The organism is Paraburkholderia xenovorans LB400, assembly GCF_000013645.1.
Classification (GTDB): Bacteria; Pseudomonadota; Gammaproteobacteria; order Burkholderiales; family Burkholderiaceae; genus Paraburkholderia; species Paraburkholderia xenovorans.
Window position 1 is genome coordinate 3,007,178 of record NC_007952.1, and the last position, 18,433, is coordinate 3,025,610.

The window sequence follows — 18,433 nt, forward strand, 5'->3', positions numbered from 1 at the left end:
CCCGGAGACTACGGCGATGGAACACCTGCTGGTCATCCACTACGTACTGCTGGTCATCGTGGGCTGGCTGGCCGTCAGCGTTCTGGGGCTCGCCGGCCTGCGACGGACGCGCGTGGTAGCGCACGGGCTGTTTCCGGTCGGCGCAGTGTTTGGCCTGGCTCTGTTCGGGCTGGGCCTGACCGGCGTTTTCGCCGGTCCGCAGGAAATCATCCTGCCGCTCGGGTTGCCCGAGCTCCCTTTTCATCTCCGGCTGGATGGCCTGTCGGCGTATTTCCTCGCGGTGCTCGGCATGGTGAGCACGGGCGTGAGCGCGTTCTCCGCCGGTTATTTCCGCAAGGGTGAAGGCACGCCGCCCGGCTTACTCTGCTTCGAATACCACGTGTGCCTCGCGAGCATGGCGACGCTGTTACTGGCAGACGACGCGTACAGCTTCATGGTCGCGTGGGAAACGATGACCGTGTCGGCAGTTTTCCTTGTCATGACCAATCACCGCATCGCGGAGATCCGTCGAGCCGCTTACCTCTACTTCCTGATCTCCCATGTCGGCGCGCTGGCGCTCCTGCTGTGTTTCGGCCTGCTGCAAGCCAATACCGGCGACTATACGTTCGCCAACATGCGCCAACAGCATCTCGACGTATTCTGGGCCTCCGCGGCATTCCTGCTGGCGCTATTCGGCTTCGGCGCAAAGGCGGGTGTGTTCCCCCTGCATGTGTGGCTACCCGAGGCTCATCCGGCCGCGCCGTCACCGGTGTCCGCCCTCATGAGCGGCTTTATCCTGAAGGCGGGACTCTACGGCATTCTGCGCACGGTATTCGACCTGCTGCATGTCCAGCTGTGGTGGTGGGGAGTCTTCGTGCTGGCGCTCGGACTCTTCACCGCCCTGTTCGGCGTCGTGTTCAGCGCGATCCAGACAGACATGAAGCGGCTGCTCGCCTATTCGTCGATCGATAACATCGGCCTGATGTTCGTCAGCATGGGACTGGCGATCCTGTTTCGCGCGTACGGCATGAACACGCTCGCCGCGCTCTCGTTGACGGCGCTGTTCTACCAGATCGCCAGCCATGCGACGTTCAAAAGCCTGCTGTTTCTCGGCACGGGTTCCGTGCTGCATGCCACCGGCGAACGCAATCTCGGCCGGCTGGGCGGATTGATCCGCGTGATGCCGTGGACCGCATGGGCGGCGCTCGTGGGCGCGTTTGCGAGCGCCGGGCTGCCGCCGTTGAGCGGCTTCGTCTCCGAATGGCTGTTGCTGCAGAGCTTTCTGTTCACGCCGGGCTTGCCGAACCCGTTCCTGAACATGGTGGTGCCGCTGGTCGCGGCGCTGATCGCGCTGGTAGCCGCGCTAGCGGGCTATACGATGGTGAAGTTCTTCGGCATTGTCTTTCTGGGTCAACCGAGAGAGACGAAGCTGGCGCAAGCGCGCGACGCGAGCCGTTGGGAGCGCGTCGGCTTCGTCTGGCTGGCGGCGATATGCGTGTTGCTCGGGCTGCTGCCGGTGCAGTTCGTGGCCGTGCTGGACCGCGTCACCCGTATGCTGGTGGGAACCGGCATCGGCGAGGCCGTGGCGCGCAATGGCTGGCTGCTGCTCGCGCCCACCAGCGTAGACCGGGCCAGCTATATGCCGGCGGTTTTTCTGCTGTTTTTCTGCGCGTGCTGCGGGCTCGCCTGGCTGCTGGTCCGCCGCCTCTACCACGGGCGCCTGAGGCGCGCGGCGCCGTGGGCCTGCGGCTATCCGTTCGTGACCGCGCGCATGCAGGACACCGCCGAAGGGTTCGGGCAACCCATCCGCGAAATCTTCACGCCGCTATTCAAAATCGAGCGCCGGCTTCCTTCGCCGTTCGACTCACACCCGGTGTACAGCGTCACCGTGACGGACCGCGCGTGGACCCTGATCTATGCGCCGCTGGAACGGCTGATCATGCGCATCGCGGCATTGGCCGGGCGGCTTCAGACCGGCCGCATTGCCATGTACCTGATGCATAGCTTCATCGTGCTGATCGTGCTGCTGATGCTGGTGAGACGATGATCACGCTCTCCGGACTGATCTCGCAGGGGCTCGAAATCCTGCTTGCGCTGGCGGCCGCTCCGCTGCTCACGGGCTGGGTCAACATGTGCCGCGCCCGCTTGCAAAACCGCCGCGCGCCGAGCATCTGGCAGCCGTACCGCATGCTTCACAAGCTGTTCAACAAGGAGTCCGTGGTCGCCGGCCACGCGAGCCCGATATTCCGTGGCGCGCCGTATGTGGTCTGGGCATGCATGACACTCGCCTGCGCGATCGTGCCGACGCTCTCCACCGACCTGCCGCTCTCGCCTGCCGCGGACGCCATCGCGCTGGTCGGCCTGTTCGCGCTGGCCCGTGTGACGCTTTCGCTGGCCGCGATGGATATCGGCACCGCGTTCGGCACGCTCGGCGCGCGCCGCGAAATGCTGGTGGGCTTCCTCGCGGAACCCGCGTTGCTGATGGTCCTGTTCTCGGCATCGCTGATCACGCAGTCCACCTTGCTGACCAGCATCGTGGCCACGCTCAGTCACCGCGAACTGGCCATCTATCCGAGCCTTGCCTTCGCGGGCATCGCGTTCACGATGGTGTCGCTCGCCGAGAACGCGCGTCTGCCTGTCGATAACCCGACCACCCATCTCGAACTCACGATGATCCACGAGGCGTTGATCCTCGAATATTCGGGCCGCCATCTCGCGCTGATGGAATGGGCCGCGAGTCTCAAGCTGTTCGCGTACTCGTGTATCGGCGTTGCGCTGTTCATTCCGTGGGGGATTGCCGAGGCAGGCAATCCGACGGCGCTGCTGTTCGCGATCCCCGCGCTCTTCGTCAAGCTTCTGGTGGGCGGCGCGGCGCTCGCGATAGTCGAGACGAGCAACGCGAAGATGCGCATTTTCCGCGTCCCCGAGTTTCTCGCCACGGCCTTCCTGCTGGCCGTCATCGGGATGCTCGTTCATTTTCTGCTGGGGGCATGAATGCACGGATTCGCCACGCAGATCATCAACTTTCTGGCCGCCATCCTGCTGCTATTGTCGTTTGCGATGCTCAGCCAGCGCCGGATCCTGTCACTGATCCACCTCTACACACTGCAAGGCCTGACGCTCGTATCCGCCAACCTGGTACTCGGATACGTGACCGCCGACTCGCACCTCTACATTTCCGCGCTCCTGACCCTCGTGCTCAAGGTCGGCCTGATTCCCTGGATTCTCTACAAGCTCGTGCAGCGGCTCAATGTCCGGACGGATGTCGAACCGCTCCTCAACATTCCCGCCACACTGCTGGTGGGCATCGTGCTCGTGATCATCGCGTTCAACGTTGCCTCGCCGGTCAGTCTGCTTGCGTCGTCGGTCGCGCGCGGCACGCTCGGCATTGCGCTTGCCTGCGTGCTGCTGTCGTTCATGATGATGATCACGCGCGCCAAGGCGATTCCCCAGGTAATCGGCTTCCTCTCGATGGAAAACGGCCTGTTTTTCGCCGCGGCGGCGGCGACGAACGGTATGCCGATGATCGTCGAACTCGGCATCGGGCTCGATGTGCTGGTCGGCCTTCTGATTCTCGGCGTGTTCATGTTTCAGATTCGCGAGCAGTTCGACAGTCTGGACATTCATCACCTTGAAAAACTCAAAGATGACTGAAGCCTGGGTACTGCTACTGGTTTTCGCGATCCCGCTGTTCGCGGGCGCAAGTCTGGCGCTCGTGGGACAACACCACGTGGCGGCGGAACTCAATGTCGGGTTCAGTTTCCTGACCTTTGCCGCCGCTGCGCTGCTCGCCGCGCAAACCGTGGCGCACGGACCTGCATTCGCGCTCGGCAAGCTCTTCTTCGTCGATCCGCTCAATGTATTTCTGGTCGCGCTGACGGCCTTTGTCGGCTGGACCACGTCGATCTTCTCGAAGCCGTACATGCGCATCGAACGGGACCGCGGCAGGATGACCGGCCCGCGCATGCGCCTCTACCACAGCATGTACCAGCTGTTCATCTTCGCGATGCTGCTCGCGCTGCTCACCAACAACATGGGCATTCTGTGGGTCGCGATGGAAGCCGCCACGCTTGCTACCGTGCTGCTCGTCAGCGTATATCGCACCGCGGCCAGCCTCGAAGCCGCGTGGAAGTACTTCATTCTGTGCGGCGTCGGCATCGCACAGGCGCTGTTCGGCACGATCCTGCTCTATCTCGCGGCGAGCCGGCAGCTCGGCGGCGACGAAGCGCTGCTCTGGACCAGTCTGAACGCGGTCAAAGGAAGTCTCGACCCGACCATCATTTCGCTCGCGTTCGTGTTCCTGCTGATCGGCTACGGCACCAAGGTCGGCCTCGTGCCCATGCACAACTGGCTGCCCGATGCGCATGCCGAAGGCCCCACGCCGATTTCGGCGGTGCTGTCCGGCCTGCTGCTCAATGTCGCGCTGTATGCGGTGCTGCGTTGCAAGGTGCTGGCCGACGGCGCGCTCCACAACGGCCTGCCGGGCAACCTGCTGATCGGCTTCGGGCTCGTCTCGGTGCTGGTCGCGACCTTTTCGCTGTTCCGGCAAAAAGACGTCAAGCGGCTCTTTTCGTATTCGTCGATCGAGCATATGGGCCTGATGACGTTCGCCTTCGGGCTCGGCGGCCCCATTGCGAGCTTCGCGGGCCTGCTGCACATGACGGTGCATTCGCTGGTGAAGTCGGCGATCTTCTTCACCGTCGGGCATGCGGCCCAGAAGGCCGGCACCCAGACGATCGACGACATTCGCGGCTTGTTGCGCGTCAGCCCAACCGTCGGATGGGGGATGATGCTCGGCACGCTCGCGATCCTCGGCATGCCGCCATTCGGCGTCTTCGCCAGCGAGTTCCTGATCCTGACCACCGCGATGCGCAAGCTGCCGTGGGCCACACCCTTTCTGCTGCTCGCCCTTGCCGTGGCGTTCGCGGCGATCTTCGCGCGCGTGCAGGGCATGGTGTTCGGCGATACGAGCGTCAAGCCTCTCGAACATTCGCCGGCGCTGCTGCCGGTGTTCGTCCATCTCGGCATCGGCCTGATGCTGGGGCTCTACATTCCTCCGTATCTTGCAACGTGGTATCGGCAAGCGGCGGCCATGATCGCGGGGTAACGCATGCGCATCGAGGCATTCGGGCTTCCCAACCAGACACGCCTGTCGGCATTCGCCGGCCGGTCGTCCGCATTTCTGGCGCGAGTCGATCCCGACACATGGATGAGAACGGCCAGGACCGCGCGTGAAAACGGCGGACGGCTGATCTCTCTGTGGGGCAACGAAGAGGCAACCGGCACGTTTGCGATCTCCGCCGCTTACGCGCTGGAAGACGGCATTCTCTGGCTCGAAGCGCCGGTGGCCGCGCAGGGATATCCGGATCTCTCGACGGTGTTTCCCTGCGCGGCGCGCATGCAACGCGCTGTCTTCGATCTGCTCGGGCTCCGCGCGATTGGCGCCGCGGACAGCCGGCCGTGGCTGAATCACGGCAACTGGCCGCGCGACTACCATCCGCTGCAAAAACTGTCCTCGGGCGCGGAACGGTTCCAGTCTGGAGAGGAGGACTATCCCTTTGTTCGCGTGGATGGCGACGGTGTCCACGAAATCGCCGTAGGGCCGATCCACGCCGGCGTGATCGAGCCCGGGCACTTCCGCTTCTCGGTGGTCGGCGAAAAGGTACTGCGGCTTGAAGAACGATTCGGCTATGCCCATCGCGGCATCGAAAAGCTGTTCGAACGGACGCCTTTGCTGCTGGGTTATCGGCTCGCGGGGCGAATTGCAGGAGACACGACTGTGGCCTTCTCGTGGGCTTATTGCATGGCCGTGGAGCGCGCGCTGGACGGAAGGATTCCGCCGCGCGCACAGTGGCTGCGTGCGCTGCTGCTCGAACGCGAGCGCATTGCCAACCATCTCGGCGACCTCGGCGCGCTCGGCAACGACGCCGGGTTCGCGTACGGCCTCGCGCAGTTCTCCCGGCTGAAGGAAGACTGGTTGCGCGTGAACGACCAGGCTTTCGGGCATCGCTATCTGATGGACCGGATCGTGCCCGGCGGTGTGTCGAAGGATATCGACTCGCGTTTCATCACGGCAATACAGACGCAGTGTGAGCGGATCGATACGGAAGTTCGCGTGATGCAGCGCATCTATGAGGATCAGTCGGGACTCCAGGATCGCTTCGCGGGCTCGGGGATTCTCTCCGCGGAAGTGGCGGAGCACTTCAGCGTGTGCGGACTCGTGGCGCGGGCAAGCAGCCGGAAAACCGACGTACGTGTCGATCACCCGTACGCGCCTTATCACGAGGTGCCGGTGCAGATGGTCAGCGACGCGCGCGGTGACGTGGCGGCCCGCGTCGCGGTCCGCTTCGGTGAAATCTATGAATCGATCCGGTTGATCCAGACCCTGCTCGCCGGTCTGCCTGAAGGAGACATCGTCACGGTACTCGAACAGCGCGGGTCGCCGGCGCGTGGCGTGGGCTGGATCGAAGGCTGGCGCGGCGACGTGTTCGTCGCCCTCGAGACCGGCGCCGGCGGCACCCTTTCCCGCTGCCACTGCCATGACCCGTCATGGCAGAACTGGCCTGCGCTGGAACACGCGATCATCGGCAATATCGTTCCCGATTTCCCGTTGATCAACAAGTCGTTCAATCTGAACTACGCGGGACACGACCTGTAATGTGGCAACTTCTCAAACAGATCGCGCGGACCGGCACGCCCAACGAACGGGTGCCGCAAGCCGACGACTCGTGGCATACGGAGAGCCGGCAGATCCAGCAGGAGATCCTCGATGTGCTCGGGCGGGCCCTGTGCATCCGCGAAATCGACGCAGGCTCCTGCAATGGCTGCGAGCTGGAAATCAATGCGCTCAGCAATCCCTATTACAACATCGAAGGCCTGGGCATCCGCTTCGTCGCGAGTCCCCGCCATGCGGACATGCTGCTCGTTACCGGCCCGTTGACGCTGAACATGAGGGAAGCCGTGTGGCAGGCCTACGAGGCGACACCTCATCCCAAACTGGTGGTCGCCACCGGTGAATGTGCGTGCACGGGCGGCGTGTTCAGGGACAGCTATGCCGTCTGCGGGCCGCTCTCGACACTCCTTCCGGTCGACGTGACGATCCCTGGATGTCCGCCGCCGCCCATTGATATCCTGAGGGGGATTCTCACTGCGCTTCGTGCCGGGCATTCGACCGCTCCACGCAGCCCTTAAACCTTGATCTCCGCCCTCAGGAATTCGACCAATGCCAGTTGAAGCGCATTGAGCACGCCACCAGAGGTCACGAGCGCAAGCTCCGTGGGCGGCAACTGCGGCAAGCCCGCGCACAGGCGATGCTCAGGAAGCACCGCCGACGTGGGCAACACCGAAACCCCGAGCCCCGACGAAACCGCCGCCTGAATGCCAGTCAGACTTTGACTTCCAAACGCGATGCGCCAGCGCCGGAGTGCCTTGTCGAGGCTGCGAATCGCGCGTTGCCGGTACACGCAGCCGTGAGGAAACAGCGCTAGCGGAATGGGTTCATCCGCCGACTCTTCCGGTAATTCGACGTTCCCGCCCCGCACCCAGACCAGCGATTCCGGCCAGGATGCGAGGCACTCGCCACTGCCCGGTTCGCGCTTGACCAACGCGATCTCGATCTCGCCCGCCGCCAGCTTGCGTTGCAGATCGACACTCATTCCAGCAACCGTCTCCAGCCGCACGCCGGGTTTTGCCTTGACGAAACCCGACAGCATTGCCGACATGCGCCGCGCGTCGAAATCCTCCGGCACGCCGATGCGAACCGGCGTCAGCTCCACGTCGCTGACCAGCGCGTCCTGCGCTTCCTGCGCCAACGCGAGCAGCCGGCGCGCGTATTGGGCGAGCAACTCGCCGTGCTCGGTCGCCGTGACCTGATTGCCGGTGCGATCGCGCAGCAGCAGAGTTCGGCCGACCAGCTCTTCCAGTTTGCGCACCTGCTGGCTCACCGTGGATTGTGTCCGGTGCACACGCTCGCCCGCGCGCGTGAAACTACCCTCGTCGACAACGCAAATCAGGGTGTTCAACAGTTCGAGATCCAGCATGATCCGCTCGCTTCGTTATTTGAAATGCAACTGACACTTAGATTTTAATTTAATTTTCAAATAACGTCCAATTTGACTAAGCTGAGCACAGATGAACACCCGAACCCGTCTTTTTGCGAGCAGATCATGTCACTTCAGAACACAAACCGCCCGCTGTGGCTCACTTTCGACTGCTACGGCACGCTGATTCAATGGGACGAAGGCCTGCGCGCCGCGGTCGATGAAATTCTCCGGACGAAACACGGCAATCACGTCGATCCGGCAAAACTGATCGAGGTCTATGACCGGCATGAACATGCGCTGGAGCAAACACCGCCGCATCGCTCGTTCCGCAAGGTAGCCGGCGACGGTTTGCGGCTCGCGCTGGAAGAACTCGGTCTGCACAGCGCTCAGGACGACGTTCGCGTGCTGACCGACGGCATCTCCGCGATGCCGCCGTTTCCCGAAGTCGTCTCCACGTTGCGGCGGCTGAAGGAGGAGGGCTATCGCCTCTGTATCGTGTCGAATACCGACGACGACATCATCTCAGGCAACGTCGCGCAGCTTGGCGGCCATATCGACCGCGTGATAACCGCGCAGCAGGCCGGCGCGTACAAACCGGTGCGAAGACTCTTCGACTATGCTCATGAGCAACTCGGCGTAACGAAGGACGACGTCGTGCATATTTGTGCGAGTCCGCATCTGGACCACGCCGCCGCGCGCGATATCGGTTTTCGCTGCGTCTGGATCGATCGCGGAACGGGCCGCACCTTGCTGCCCGACTACACGCCCGACGCAACGCTCACGACACTCGATCAGGTGCCGCCGCTGTTCACTTCGCTTGGCTGGTAAATTTCAGAGGCAACGATCATGGCGCATACACTTTTATCCGTCGGCTCCCCGGCGGCGTCACGCAACGTGCGACTCGATTCAGACGCTGTCATGCAGGCTCGTATCGAACTGGCCGCGTGCTTTCAGCTCGCGGCACTGCATGGCCTGGAGGAAGGGATCTGCAATCATTTCTCGGCCGTTGTCCCTGGCCACGACGACCTGTTCTTTGTGAATCCGTATGGCTACGCGTTCGGCGAAATCACCGCATCGCGACTTCTGGTTTGCGATGTCGACGGACAGGTGGTCGACGGTGAAGGGAAGCCGGAAGCAACTGCGTTTTATATCCATGCCCGATTGCACCGGTTGATGCCGCGCGTGAAAGCGGCGTTTCACACGCACATGCCGAACGCCACAGCGCTCTGTTTGCTGGAGGGGCCGCCGCTGCTGTGGCTCGGGCAGACGGCATTGAAGTTTTACGGCCGCACCGCGGTCGATGAGCATTACAACGGTTTGGCACTGGACGAATCGGAAGGGGACCGTATCGCGGCGGCGATGGGGGATGCGGACATCGTCTTTCTGAAGAATCACGGCGTGATGGTGGCGGGCGCGAGCATCGCGCAAGCGTGGGACGACCTGTATTACCTGGAACGCGCAGCAGAGGTGCAACTCAAGGCGATGAGCGCCAATCGGGCACTCAAGCCCGTGCCTCACGATGTCGCGCAGCGCGCTTACGAGCAAATGCGCGTTGGAGATAAAGACAGCGCTCGCGCGCACCTCGACAGCGGTATGCGGGAACTACATAGGCGCGGAATTGCGTTCGACAAGTGAGCGTGCTGGCGTTTTGGTGACAGACGGCGGATCTTCGTATGGCTCGGCATGAAAGTCCGTCGCGTCCTTTTTACAACGCTAATGCCGTTCGATCGTGTCCGAGCCCGGATCGGCCGGCGCAAGCGCGGCAGTAGATGACACAACCCGACGGCCATCCACTGTTTCATGGCCGAGCAATCTGAAGATCATGCCTTCGAGTTGGGTCAGTTCGGCAGGCTTGCGGCATACGGCGTCGAAACCGGCCTCACTCATTTCCCTGAGGTAATCGGCAGTATCGAATGCGGTGTAGGCCAGAAGAGGAATTTTACCGGTCGCCTCGATTCTCCCAAGCGCCACCGCCACGCCGATGCCGGATAGACCCGGCATGGCGACATCCAGAACAATGCAGTCCGGTATCCACGCTCGCGCTTCTTTAAGTGCGTCCGAGCCGTGATAGACGGTTCGCACGCTCATTCCGCCGGCTTGCAGGTAGGCGCTAAGAGCGTCTGCCGACGGGCGCGAATCGTCGACGACGAGTACCCGAATAGGCGCCCCGTTCTGCAGGCGGCCGCTCTGGCTCGCGTTGGGATCATTCTCGCGTTCCCGGTCTTCAAGATTGGAGTTCATACGTTTTCTCGCACTGTTCACACAATGGCCCGGAACTGCTACCCGATAAGGACGCAACGCTCGCCTGCGGCCACCCGTTCCCGGCTAATGCAGATCGCTCCGAACGCCTTCCGGAGAAAGCACCTTGCCCGAGCTGTCCACGATCGCCACCCGTTGCGCGGCGGCGTTCGCTGATTGCGCCATCGCGAACTGGCTCGACTTGCCGAGCATCTCCCGGGCGTCGAATCCGATCGAGGCGAAGTCGAACATCTTCGCGAAGGTCTGAAGCGAACTTCCGAAGTGCTCCCGCACCGCCGAGGCAAGGTCGTTTCGCGTTTGAGCGGCAATGTCTTCCATATGCCGCCAGTATGCGAAGGTCTTCGTCACCGCGGCCGGTAACTGTTGCGACTGAAGATCGAATACCTCGCTCACCGATCGGGCAGAAAGTGCCGCGTCGGCTAGCGCCTGCTGCTCGGATAGCGAGGTTTTAATAGTCTGGACATTGAGTTCTGCAACTTTCTCGAGGCCTGCGAAAAGCTCGTTCGTGCAGGCAAAAGCTGCGTCGATGGCCGTTTCATTTTGATGCGCGGAGAACTGGTTCGTGGTATCGGGGTACATAGAGGCTCCGTTGTGTGAGGCGCGCGCAGCGCCGGCATGCGGCGTTTCGAGGACAACCTGTCCGTGCTTTTCGCGCTACGCTGAAGACCGAACAGGTTGCGCCGTCGCCGTCATTTAACTGACGACCATCATTGCCGCCAGGGCTTTATTTCGTTACCGCGACATCTTGCCCGGCGCCGAGGTCGGCACCGGTGACGGGGTCGATTCCGGTTGCAGAAGCCGTGCGCGCCGCCATTGCGCTCAACACTTCAACTTCCTCTTCAGACACCTGAACGCTGGCGAGGCCATCGCCGCCGTCGACCGCCGGCTCGGGGTTCTCGACGAAGTCCCAGCCCGGCCCTTCATTCCACGGACCGCGCGGCGCATCGTCGCCATCGGACATGTTGTAGTAGACGTTCGTGAATTCCGGAACGCCCGGCAATTTGCCTTGCGGGAAGTTAGGCTGGATCGAATGCAAGGCTTTTTCGAACGACTTCTGGTGGGCGATCTCGCGGGTCATCAGAAACCCGAGCGCTTCCTGGATGCCCGGATCATCGGTCACGTTGATCAGCCGTTCGTAGACGATTTTTGCGCGCGCTTCCGCGGCGATATTGGATCGCAGATCCGCAGTCGGCTCGCCGATCGTGTCGATGTACGCGGCTGTCCACGGCACGCCCGCGGAGTTGGTCAACGCCGGGCCGCCACCGTAAAGCAGCGCGGTGATGTGCGAGTCGTTGCCGCCTCCGGTGAGCGAGCGGTACAGTTCCGCTTCCTGCTCGACGCCTTCTGCAAGCCGGCCCTTCGCGCCCTTGTTGAGCATCGCGACGATCGAACCGACGATCTCCAGGTGACTCAGTTCTTCCGTCGCGATATCGAACAGCATGTCGCGCCGACCCGGGTCGTCCTCGCTTACCGCCTGTGTGAAATATCGACACGCTGCGGCCAGTTCGCCCTGCGGGCCGCCGAACTGTTCGAGAAGCAGATTCGCAAGGCCGGGGTTGGGTGCGGCCACGCGGACGGTGTACTGAAGCCGTTTATTGTGCACAAACATCGCATTTCTCCAAAACATGAGGGTGGAGCCGCCGCCGCTCTTCACCTGAAGAGGCAAAGGAGCGTCTTGCGGCGGACGCTTGACTGGAAAGCGGTCGTGCGGGCGATGACGAACGCATGTGCGGAATGTCGCCAACCCTGGTCTCAGAGCGATTGCCCTGGCGTAATACGCGCGCAGGAACGCATGAGAGACACCTGCGCTTCGGACTCCGCATGCGTCGTGCCTGGAGGGTGAGCTATGTGAACGGATCTCGGGCGATCCCTCATGCGATGGCGGGGGTCGTGTGCTGCGATGGCGGCTCGCATGCTCGGCGGCGGTGCGCGCTATCTGGTTGGAAACGGGGCCTTCGGCGCGGCACGTCCCTTGCGCGCGGCGAAGCGCCCCTGATTCCTCGCCGCGCGCACGTCTTGCGCCGGCGCGCTCAGCCAAGAATCTCGGGCTCCACCAGCTTTGCCAGTTGAACCAGCGACTCCTGCCAGCCGAGGTAGCACATCTCGACAGGAATGACCTCGGGCACGCCCTCCTGCACGATGGTGACTCCGGTTCCGCAGGACACCTGTCGCAATGAAATGGTAGTGGTCATCACGCCGGGCAGGTTTGGATCGTCGAACCGGTCTGTATAGCGGATCGTCTCGAACGGCACCAGTTCGAGGTACTCGCCGCCGAACGAGTGACCGTTACCGGTACCGAAGTTGCGGAACGACATCTTGAAGGTGCCACCCACCCGCGCCTCCATGTGATGCACCTGACAGGTAAATCCGTAAGGAGGAAGCCACTTTGCCAGCGCATCGGGTTCGACGAATGCCCGGTACACGCGTTCGGGAATAGCGCGCAAGACGCGATGAAGATTGACGGTTCCGGTAGTCATGGTGTGTTCGCCTTTCACTAAAGGAGTTGGACATACTCCTACGACGAACCGGCCACAGCAATATCGACATCATGATGCGCCGGGGAAACCCGTAGACGGCAACGGGCTTCATCCGCTATCACCGCTCCTGGCCCGTGGTCGTTACCACGTCGGCGGCATGATCCGCGTGATATGACGAGCGCACCAAAGGTCCCGCCACCACCTCGCGAAAGCCCATTTGCAAACCCTCGTCGCGCCATGAAGCGAACTGCCCCGGCTCGACATATCGGCGCACCGGCATATGAAAGCGCGAAGGCGCAAGGTATTGGCCGATAGTCAGGATATCGACATGATGCGCGCGCAAATCGCGCATGGTGCCGAGCAGTTCCTGGTCGGATTCGCCGAGTCCGACCATCAATCCCGACTTCGTCAACACTGCGCCATTCTCCTGTTTGACGCGCGCCAGCAAGTCGAGCGAGCCACGATAGTCCGCGCCGGCGCGCGCGGCCCGATAGAGTGAAGGCACCGTCTCGATGTTGTGATTGAACACATCGGGCCACGCCTGGGAGAGTTCGGACACTGCCCGCTCGACACGTCCGCGAAAATCCGGTGTCAGCACTTCGATCCGGATGCCCGGCACACGCTCGCGCAGTAACGCGATGCAGCGGGCAAAATGCGCGGCGCCGCCGTCGCGCAAATCGTCGCGATCCACCGAGGTCACGACGACATAGCGCAAACCGAGCGCCGCCACCGCTGCGGCGAGCCTGCGCGGCTCGCCCTCGTCGAGCGGCTCCGGCCGGCCGTGAGCGACGTCGCAGAAAGCACAGCGCCGCGTGCAGATGCCGCCCATTATCATGAACGTGGCGGTGCGCTGTGCAAAACATTCGCCGATGTTCGGACACATTGCCTCCTCGCAAACCGAATGCAGCCGATGTTCGCGCAGGATCGCCGCCATGCTGGCGACAGTCTCGCTCATCATCGGCCTCGCACGCAGCCAGGGCGGTTTCGGCAAGGCATCGCCACCGGCGAGCGGCACGATCTTCACCGGAATCCGCGCGAGTTTGTCGCCACTGCGCTTGCCGTGCTGGCCAAGTGCCGTGACGCTATCGCCATGCAGGGCGGCTTCCATGTCAACGCCCCAGGAAGTCGTTGAGCAGGCGGTTCACCTCCGAGGCCGCCTCCATCTGCACCATATGCCCTTTTCCTTCGAGCACGTGAACGCGGATATCGCCCTGCAATCCCTGTGCGTGCGAAGCGGGAATGATCTGATCCTGCGCACCCCAGATCACCAACGCGCGCGGAACGAGTTCCGCAAGCCGGTTGCGATAGACCACGCGCTGCACGTCGCCGTCGAAAGCGGACGCGGCGATCTTGCGTAAGGTGTCCTGCACGCCTTCGAGCCGCTTGTACTTGACGATGTCCTCCACGAGCTGGCGCGTCACCAGCGTGGGGTCGGCAAACAGCTTGGCCAGTTGCGGCTTGAGCGCATTGCGATTGCTACCCTCCGTGAAGCCGCCGATGTACTCGCCGTTGATTTCATCGCCGAGCCCCGCGCCCGCGATCAGTGAAAGCGAAGCAACACGCTCGGGCGCCCTTTCGGCCACCGTCATGGCGACCAGCGCGCCCATCGAATGACCGATCAGATGCGCGTTACCGATACCGCGGTCGTCCATGAACGCGATCACGCTGTCGGCCAATTCTTCCGCGCCGCCGGTCTCGACCGCTTTGCCCGATTCGCCGTGGCCGGGCAAATCCAGCGCCCACACCGTGCGATGCGCGGCGAGATCGGCATGATTGAAGAGCCAGTTGTTGAGGTCGCCGCCAAAGCCGTGAATCAGCACCGCGGGCGTGCCGCCTTCGCCCAGTTTCAGGTAGCGCACGGTGCGCCCGCCGATCTGAACCTTTTCCGGTTGCGGCCCGGTTTCGCCGGCGTCGGCAGTGGCCGGGACAAAGTCGCGCTGAAACGCTTCGACCGCTGCGTCGATCTCCGCGTCCGCGGTTTCCGGGTCGGCCACCACAGCGAGCAATGCGCCGATCGGCAGCGTGTCGCCCTCTTGTGCGATCTGCCGGCGCAAGATGCCGTCGAATGCGCACTCGACGCCGGACGAGATCTTGTCCGTCTCCACGTCGAGTATTTCCTCGCCTTTGGCAACCTTGTCGCCGATCGACTTGAGCCAGCCGTTGACCTGCCCCTGCTCCATCGAAAGGCCCCACTTGGGCATCGTGATCATATGAACCGGCATCGCTCAACCTCTCACTTTCAGCACGGCGTCGGCAATCTGCCGGGCCGAAGGGATGTACATGTCTTCGAGCACGCCGGCAAACGGCGTGGGCGTATGCGGCGCGGTCACCATTTCGATCGGCGCCTTCAGAGAGCGAAATGCGCGTTGGGCGATCAGCGCCGAGATGTCCGTGGCCATCGAGCAGCGTGGATTCGCTTCGTCCACTACCACGACACGGCCCGTGCGGTTGGCGCTTTCGAGAATGGTGTCTTCGTCGAGCGGCGACGTGGTGCGCAGATCGATCACCTCGACTTCGATACCGTCTTTCGCGAGCTTTTCCGCGGCTTCCGTGGCGTAATGCACCATGCGGCCGTACGTGACGATCGTGGCGTCGTCGCCGTCACGCACGACGTTCGCCTCGCCGAACGGAATCGCATACGACTCTTCGGGCACGTCGCCTTCGCGGCTATAGAGCAGCTTGTGCTCGCAGAAAATCACCGGGTCGTTGTCGCGGATCGCCTGGATCAACAGGCCTTTCGCGTCGTACGGTGTGGAGGGGCACACCACTTTCAGGCCCGGTATGTGAGTAAACAGCGAGGTCAGCATCTGCGAGTGCTGTGCGGCCGCGCGCAAGCCGGCGCCCTGCATGGCGCGAATCACGACTGGCGTCACCGCCTTGCCGCCGAACATATAGCGAAACTTGGCGGCCTGATTGAATATCTGGTCGAAGCACACGCCCATGAAGTCGATGAACATCAACTCCGCCACCGGCCGCATGCCGCACGCGGCCGCGCCCACCGCCGCACCGATATAGCCACCCTCGGAGAGCGGCGTATCGAGCACGCGGCCCGGATACTTGTGAAACAGGCCCTTCGTGACGCCGAGTACGCCGCCCCACGCGTCCTGCTCGCCTGGGGAGCCGGCGCCGCCCGCGTTGTCCTCGCCCATCACGATGACGGTTTCATCGCGGGCCATTTCCTGACTCAGTGCTTCGTTGATTGCCTGAGAAAATGTGATCTTGCGTGCCATGTCTGTCTCCTGTTGACCGGCGTGAGCGCCTCGCGCTGACTTCGGTCCCTGCAAGTTTGCGAATCGTTCAGGTCTGCGGCGCGCGCGTTACGGATAGGACACGTAGACGTCGCTCAGCAGGTCTTCGGCAGTCGGCAGCGGAGCGGCCTTGGCTTCGGTCACGGCTGTGTCGATCAAGGTCTTTACTTCCGCATCCACGCCGCGCAATTGATCCGCGCTGAGCATGCCCGCCCGCACCACGCGCTCTTCGAAACGCTTCAGGCAATCTTTCTCGTCGCGCAGTTTCTGCACTTCTCCCGGCGCGCGATAGGTTTGCGCATCGCCTTCGAAGTGGCCGAAATAGCGCGAGAATTTCACTTCGACGAGCGTCGGCCCGCCGCCGTGACGCGCCCGCTCGATCGCCTCGCCGAGCGCTTCGTGCACCGCGAAGAAATCGAAACCGTCCACGATCACACCCGGCATGCCGAAGCCGCTCGCGCGATCCGCGATGTTGTCGGTCGCGACGGACCACGTCGAAGAAGTCGCTTCGGCGTAGCCGTTGTTCTCCGCCACGAAAATCGCAGGCAGCCGCCACACCGAAGCCAGGTTCATCGATTCGAAAATCACGCCCTGATTCGAGGCTCCGTCGCCGAAGAAACACACGCCCACGCCACCCGACTTCTTGTACTTCGCCGCCAACGCCGCGCCGCAAATCAGCGGACCACCCGCGCCGACAATGCCGTTCGCGCCGAGCATGCCCTTCGACAGGTCGGCGATATGCATCGAGCCGCCCTTGCCGTGGCAGACGCCGGTCTTGCGGCCGTAGATTTCGGCCATCATGCCGCGCACGTCGACGCCTTTGGCGATGCAGTGGCCGTGGCCGCGGTGCGTGGTCGCCACGTAGTCCGCGTCGTTCAGATGCAGCATCGTGCCGACCGCCGACGCTTCCTCGCCCGCATACAGGTGCACGAAGCCGGGTATTTCGCCGGTCGCGAATTCGACGTGCAGGCGCTCCTCGAACTCACGGATCGTGCGCATCATGCGATACGCCTTCAGCAGTTCGTCCTTGCTCAACTCTGTTGAAACCGACATGGTGTGTCTCCTTGGAATAAATACACTGCTTGCCTACAACCTACGTTTGATGCGCAACCACATTTGCCACTTCACGAACCAGTTGCCGCGACGCCGAATAGCGCAGCGTACGTTCGACGTCGACGGTGAGCGGTCCGTCCCAATCCAGCGAGACTTCGTACTGGTCGCCGCGCTCCAGTTCGATTTCGCGCTCGCCGTCGAAAGCGAGCGTGCCGTGTTCGGCATCGAGCGGTGTCCAGCCGCCGACTTCGAAACGCTCGCACGTACGCATGAAGACCCGCTCGACGCGACCCGGTGCAATCGGCGCGACCAGCGGCACGCCGGATTCGCCGGGCCGCGCAAAACGCAGATGCAGTCCGTGCGAGGCCGTGCGCTCGACGGGTGCCCACGCGCCGCCGATCGACGAAAGGCCGATACCGTCGGGCGACGCGAAGGTGAGAAAGAGTGAGTCGATATCGGCCGGGTCGGACACAGCGCGAGCGCCGACAAAGCGTTGCCGGCTCACGCAAACGTCCACCAGCGCAATCTCTTCGCGGCCCAGGTTAGGACCGGCGACGCAGCGCACCACGAGGCGCTTGTTACGCGTGAACGCCACGTCTGGCGGCACCGCGCCGGACGCGGCCAGCGCACCTGCCAGACCGGCGACGGTCGCCTCGCGCAGATCGGGAAACGCGTTATTGGTGCCGGTCGATAAAGTCAGCAACGGCACCCTGCCGCAATGAGCGGCGACCGCGCGATGCGTGCCGTCGCCACCCAGTACCGCGATCAGTTCGACGCCGGCCCGCAGCATCGCGACGACACCCGCATGGGTATCGGCGGCGCTATCGGTGATGGGTTGATCGATGAAATCGACCGCGGGCCAGCGTTGCTGCGAGGCGACCGCTGCATGGGTATCGAGCGCACGCAGCAGCAGCGCGGCGACGCCGGTCCGGTCGCGCAAGGTCAGCACGCGATCCACGCCAAGCACGCCCAGTCCCGCCAGCAGCCGTACGACCATGTTGGCCTTCTCGGCAGTCGGAAACACGGACGCGTAACTGGTGAGGCGGCGAATGTCGCGACCCGACGCGGGGTTCGCAATCACGCCGACGGTGATGGGCGATGGCACTTGGCTTGTCTCCTGCCCGCGTCTTGCGCGGACTCATATCAGGCGCGCGCCGTGTTCAGGCGACGGCGCTTTTGTCGTGAGCAGGACACTGCAAGGGGTATGCCAATTTGACGAGATAAACGCAGGACAACGCGAAAGTGCCTTGTTTAAAGGGGTTTTGTGCGCAAAGAGGGTTGCCGTGTACGCCGCTTACCCCGTGCGCCGCAATGCGCAGCGCGTCTCAAACGCACGGTCTGCGACGTTCGGTGTCCGGCATCGATTCCGCAAGGC

Annotated in this window: 18 protein-coding genes; 8 read left to right on the top strand and 10 right to left on the bottom strand. The window is 63.0% G+C overall.

Annotated elements, in window-relative coordinates:
• Window positions 1-16: 16 nt before the first annotated feature.
• Genes hyfB through BXE_RS35235 form a run of 6 tightly spaced genes read left to right on the top strand, consistent with a single transcriptional unit; the run spans window position 17 to window position 7,170 of the window.
• Window positions 17-2,026, top strand: a complete 2,010-nt coding sequence (hyfB, locus tag BXE_RS35210) for a hydrogenase 4 subunit B (RefSeq protein ID WP_011492892.1) — start codon at window positions 17-19, stop codon at window positions 2,024-2,026.
• Window positions 2,023-2,973, top strand: coding sequence for a respiratory chain complex I subunit 1 family protein (locus BXE_RS35215; RefSeq protein ID WP_011492893.1), 951 nt, complete (start codon window positions 2,023-2,025; stop codon window positions 2,971-2,973). The genes hyfB and BXE_RS35215 overlap by 4 nt, the downstream gene beginning before the upstream one ends.
• Window positions 2,974-3,633 (top strand): formate hydrogenlyase, encoded by a 660-nt coding sequence (locus BXE_RS35220; protein WP_011492894.1) that lies wholly within the window; start codon window positions 2,974-2,976, stop codon window positions 3,631-3,633.
• Window positions 3,626-5,086, top strand: a complete 1,461-nt coding sequence (locus BXE_RS35225) for a hydrogenase 4 subunit F (RefSeq protein WP_011492895.1) — start codon at window positions 3,626-3,628, stop codon at window positions 5,084-5,086. Before BXE_RS35220 ends, BXE_RS35225 begins: the two co-directional genes overlap by 8 nt.
• Before the next feature lie 3 nt (window positions 5,087-5,089).
• Complete coding sequence (locus BXE_RS35230) at window positions 5,090-6,637, top strand: NADH-quinone oxidoreductase subunit C (protein WP_011492896.1); 1,548 nt, start codon at window positions 5,090-5,092, stop codon at window positions 6,635-6,637.
• A complete protein-coding gene (locus tag BXE_RS35235; RefSeq protein ID WP_011492897.1) occupies window positions 6,637-7,170 on the top strand; it encodes an NADH-quinone oxidoreductase subunit B family protein in 534 nt (177 codons plus the stop codon). The genes BXE_RS35230 and BXE_RS35235 overlap by 1 nt, the downstream gene beginning before the upstream one ends.
• Here BXE_RS35235 and BXE_RS35240 read toward each other — a convergent pair.
• Entirely contained in the window at window positions 7,167-8,018 is an 852-nt protein-coding gene (locus BXE_RS35240) for a LysR substrate-binding domain-containing protein (protein WP_011492898.1), read from the bottom strand. The genes BXE_RS35235 and BXE_RS35240 overlap by 4 nt on opposite strands.
• Window positions 8,019-8,144: 126 nt before the next feature.
• On the opposite strand from BXE_RS35240, the gene BXE_RS35245 reads away from it, so the two are divergent.
• Window positions 8,145-8,849, top strand: coding sequence for a haloacid dehalogenase type II (locus BXE_RS35245; protein ID WP_011492899.1), 705 nt, complete (start codon window positions 8,145-8,147; stop codon window positions 8,847-8,849).
• 18 nt (window positions 8,850-8,867) lie between these two features.
• Complete coding sequence (locus BXE_RS35250; protein WP_011492900.1) at window positions 8,868-9,656, top strand: aldolase; 789 nt, start codon at window positions 8,868-8,870, stop codon at window positions 9,654-9,656.
• A 78-nt stretch (window positions 9,657-9,734) separates the two neighbouring features.
• On the opposite strand, the gene BXE_RS35255 is transcribed toward BXE_RS35250, so the two are convergent.
• From BXE_RS35255 to BXE_RS35295, 9 genes are all read right to left on the bottom strand, one after another.
• Window positions 9,735-10,262 carry a response regulator gene (locus tag BXE_RS35255; protein ID WP_011492901.1) on the bottom strand — a complete coding sequence of 176 codons (528 nt, stop codon included), beginning with the start codon at window positions 10,260-10,262 and terminating at the stop codon, window positions 9,735-9,737.
• 84 nt (window positions 10,263-10,346) lie between these two features.
• A complete protein-coding gene (locus tag BXE_RS35260; protein WP_011492902.1) occupies window positions 10,347-10,859 on the bottom strand; it encodes a phasin family protein in 513 nt (170 codons plus the stop codon).
• Between the two features lie 145 nt (window positions 10,860-11,004).
• Window positions 11,005-11,889 (bottom strand): manganese catalase family protein, encoded by an 885-nt coding sequence (locus tag BXE_RS35265; protein WP_011492903.1) that lies wholly within the window; start codon window positions 11,887-11,889, stop codon window positions 11,005-11,007.
• Between the two features lie 421 nt (window positions 11,890-12,310).
• Window positions 12,311-12,757, bottom strand: coding sequence for an SRPBCC family protein (locus BXE_RS35270; protein WP_011492904.1), 447 nt, complete (start codon window positions 12,755-12,757; stop codon window positions 12,311-12,313).
• Window positions 12,758-12,875: 118 nt separating this feature from the next.
• Complete coding sequence (gene lipA / locus BXE_RS35275) at window positions 12,876-13,865, bottom strand: lipoyl synthase (RefSeq protein ID WP_011492905.1); 990 nt, start codon at window positions 13,863-13,865, stop codon at window positions 12,876-12,878.
• Window position 13,866: 1 nt separating this feature from the next.
• The gene (locus BXE_RS35280; RefSeq protein ID WP_011492906.1) at window positions 13,867-14,979 is read right to left on the bottom strand and encodes an acetoin dehydrogenase dihydrolipoyllysine-residue acetyltransferase subunit; all 1,113 of its coding nucleotides are present in this window, start codon (window positions 14,977-14,979) and stop codon (window positions 13,867-13,869) included.
• Between the two features lie 3 nt (window positions 14,980-14,982).
• A complete protein-coding gene (locus BXE_RS35285) occupies window positions 14,983-15,987 on the bottom strand; it encodes an alpha-ketoacid dehydrogenase subunit beta (RefSeq protein WP_011492907.1) in 1,005 nt (334 codons plus the stop codon).
• Between the two features lie 87 nt (window positions 15,988-16,074).
• Complete coding sequence (locus BXE_RS35290) at window positions 16,075-17,058, bottom strand: thiamine pyrophosphate-dependent dehydrogenase E1 component subunit alpha (RefSeq protein WP_011492908.1); 984 nt, start codon at window positions 17,056-17,058, stop codon at window positions 16,075-16,077.
• 40 nt (window positions 17,059-17,098) lie between these two features.
• Window positions 17,099-18,163: an ATP-NAD kinase family protein gene (locus BXE_RS35295; RefSeq protein ID WP_011492909.1), complete on the bottom strand. Its 1,065-nt coding sequence runs from the start codon at window positions 18,161-18,163 to the stop codon at window positions 17,099-17,101.
• Between the last annotated feature and the right edge of the window lie 270 nt (window positions 18,164-18,433).

Bases quoted from the DNA above. Each gene is read 5' to 3' on its own strand.
- BXE_RS35230 (WP_011492896.1), top strand. From the start codon at position 5,090: ATGCGCATCGAGGCATTCGGGCTTCCCAACCAGACACGCCTGTCGGCA.
- BXE_RS35255 (WP_011492901.1), bottom strand. From the start codon at position 10,262: ATGAACTCCAATCTTGAAGACCGGGAACGCGAGAATGATCCCAACGCG.
- BXE_RS35225 (WP_011492895.1), top strand. From the start codon at position 3,626: ATGACTGAAGCCTGGGTACTGCTACTGGTTTTCGCGATCCCGCTGTTC.
- BXE_RS35260 (WP_011492902.1), bottom strand. From the start codon at position 10,859: ATGTACCCCGATACCACGAACCAGTTCTCCGCGCATCAAAATGAAACG.
- BXE_RS35265 (WP_011492903.1), bottom strand. From the start codon at position 11,889: ATGTTTGTGCACAATAAACGGCTTCAGTACACCGTCCGCGTGGCCGCA.
- BXE_RS35215 (WP_011492893.1), top strand. From the start codon at position 2,023: ATGATCACGCTCTCCGGACTGATCTCGCAGGGGCTCGAAATCCTGCTT.
- hyfB (WP_011492892.1), top strand. From the start codon at position 17: ATGGAACACCTGCTGGTCATCCACTACGTACTGCTGGTCATCGTGGGC.
- lipA (WP_011492905.1), bottom strand. From the start codon at position 13,865: ATGGAAGCCGCCCTGCATGGCGATAGCGTCACGGCACTTGGCCAGCAC.
- BXE_RS35290 (WP_011492908.1), bottom strand. From the start codon at position 17,058: ATGTCGGTTTCAACAGAGTTGAGCAAGGACGAACTGCTGAAGGCGTAT.
- BXE_RS35270 (WP_011492904.1), bottom strand. From the start codon at position 12,757: ATGACTACCGGAACCGTCAATCTTCATCGCGTCTTGCGCGCTATTCCC.
- BXE_RS35285 (WP_011492907.1), bottom strand. From the start codon at position 15,987: ATGGCACGCAAGATCACATTTTCTCAGGCAATCAACGAAGCACTGAGT.
- BXE_RS35245 (WP_011492899.1), top strand. From the start codon at position 8,145: ATGTCACTTCAGAACACAAACCGCCCGCTGTGGCTCACTTTCGACTGC.
- BXE_RS35280 (WP_011492906.1), bottom strand. From the start codon at position 14,979: ATGCCGGTTCATATGATCACGATGCCCAAGTGGGGCCTTTCGATGGAG.
- BXE_RS35240 (WP_011492898.1), bottom strand. From the start codon at position 8,018: ATGCTGGATCTCGAACTGTTGAACACCCTGATTTGCGTTGTCGACGAG.
- BXE_RS35220 (WP_011492894.1), top strand. From the start codon at position 2,974: ATGCACGGATTCGCCACGCAGATCATCAACTTTCTGGCCGCCATCCTG.
- BXE_RS35250 (WP_011492900.1), top strand. From the start codon at position 8,868: ATGGCGCATACACTTTTATCCGTCGGCTCCCCGGCGGCGTCACGCAAC.
- BXE_RS35235 (WP_011492897.1), top strand. From the start codon at position 6,637: ATGTGGCAACTTCTCAAACAGATCGCGCGGACCGGCACGCCCAACGAA.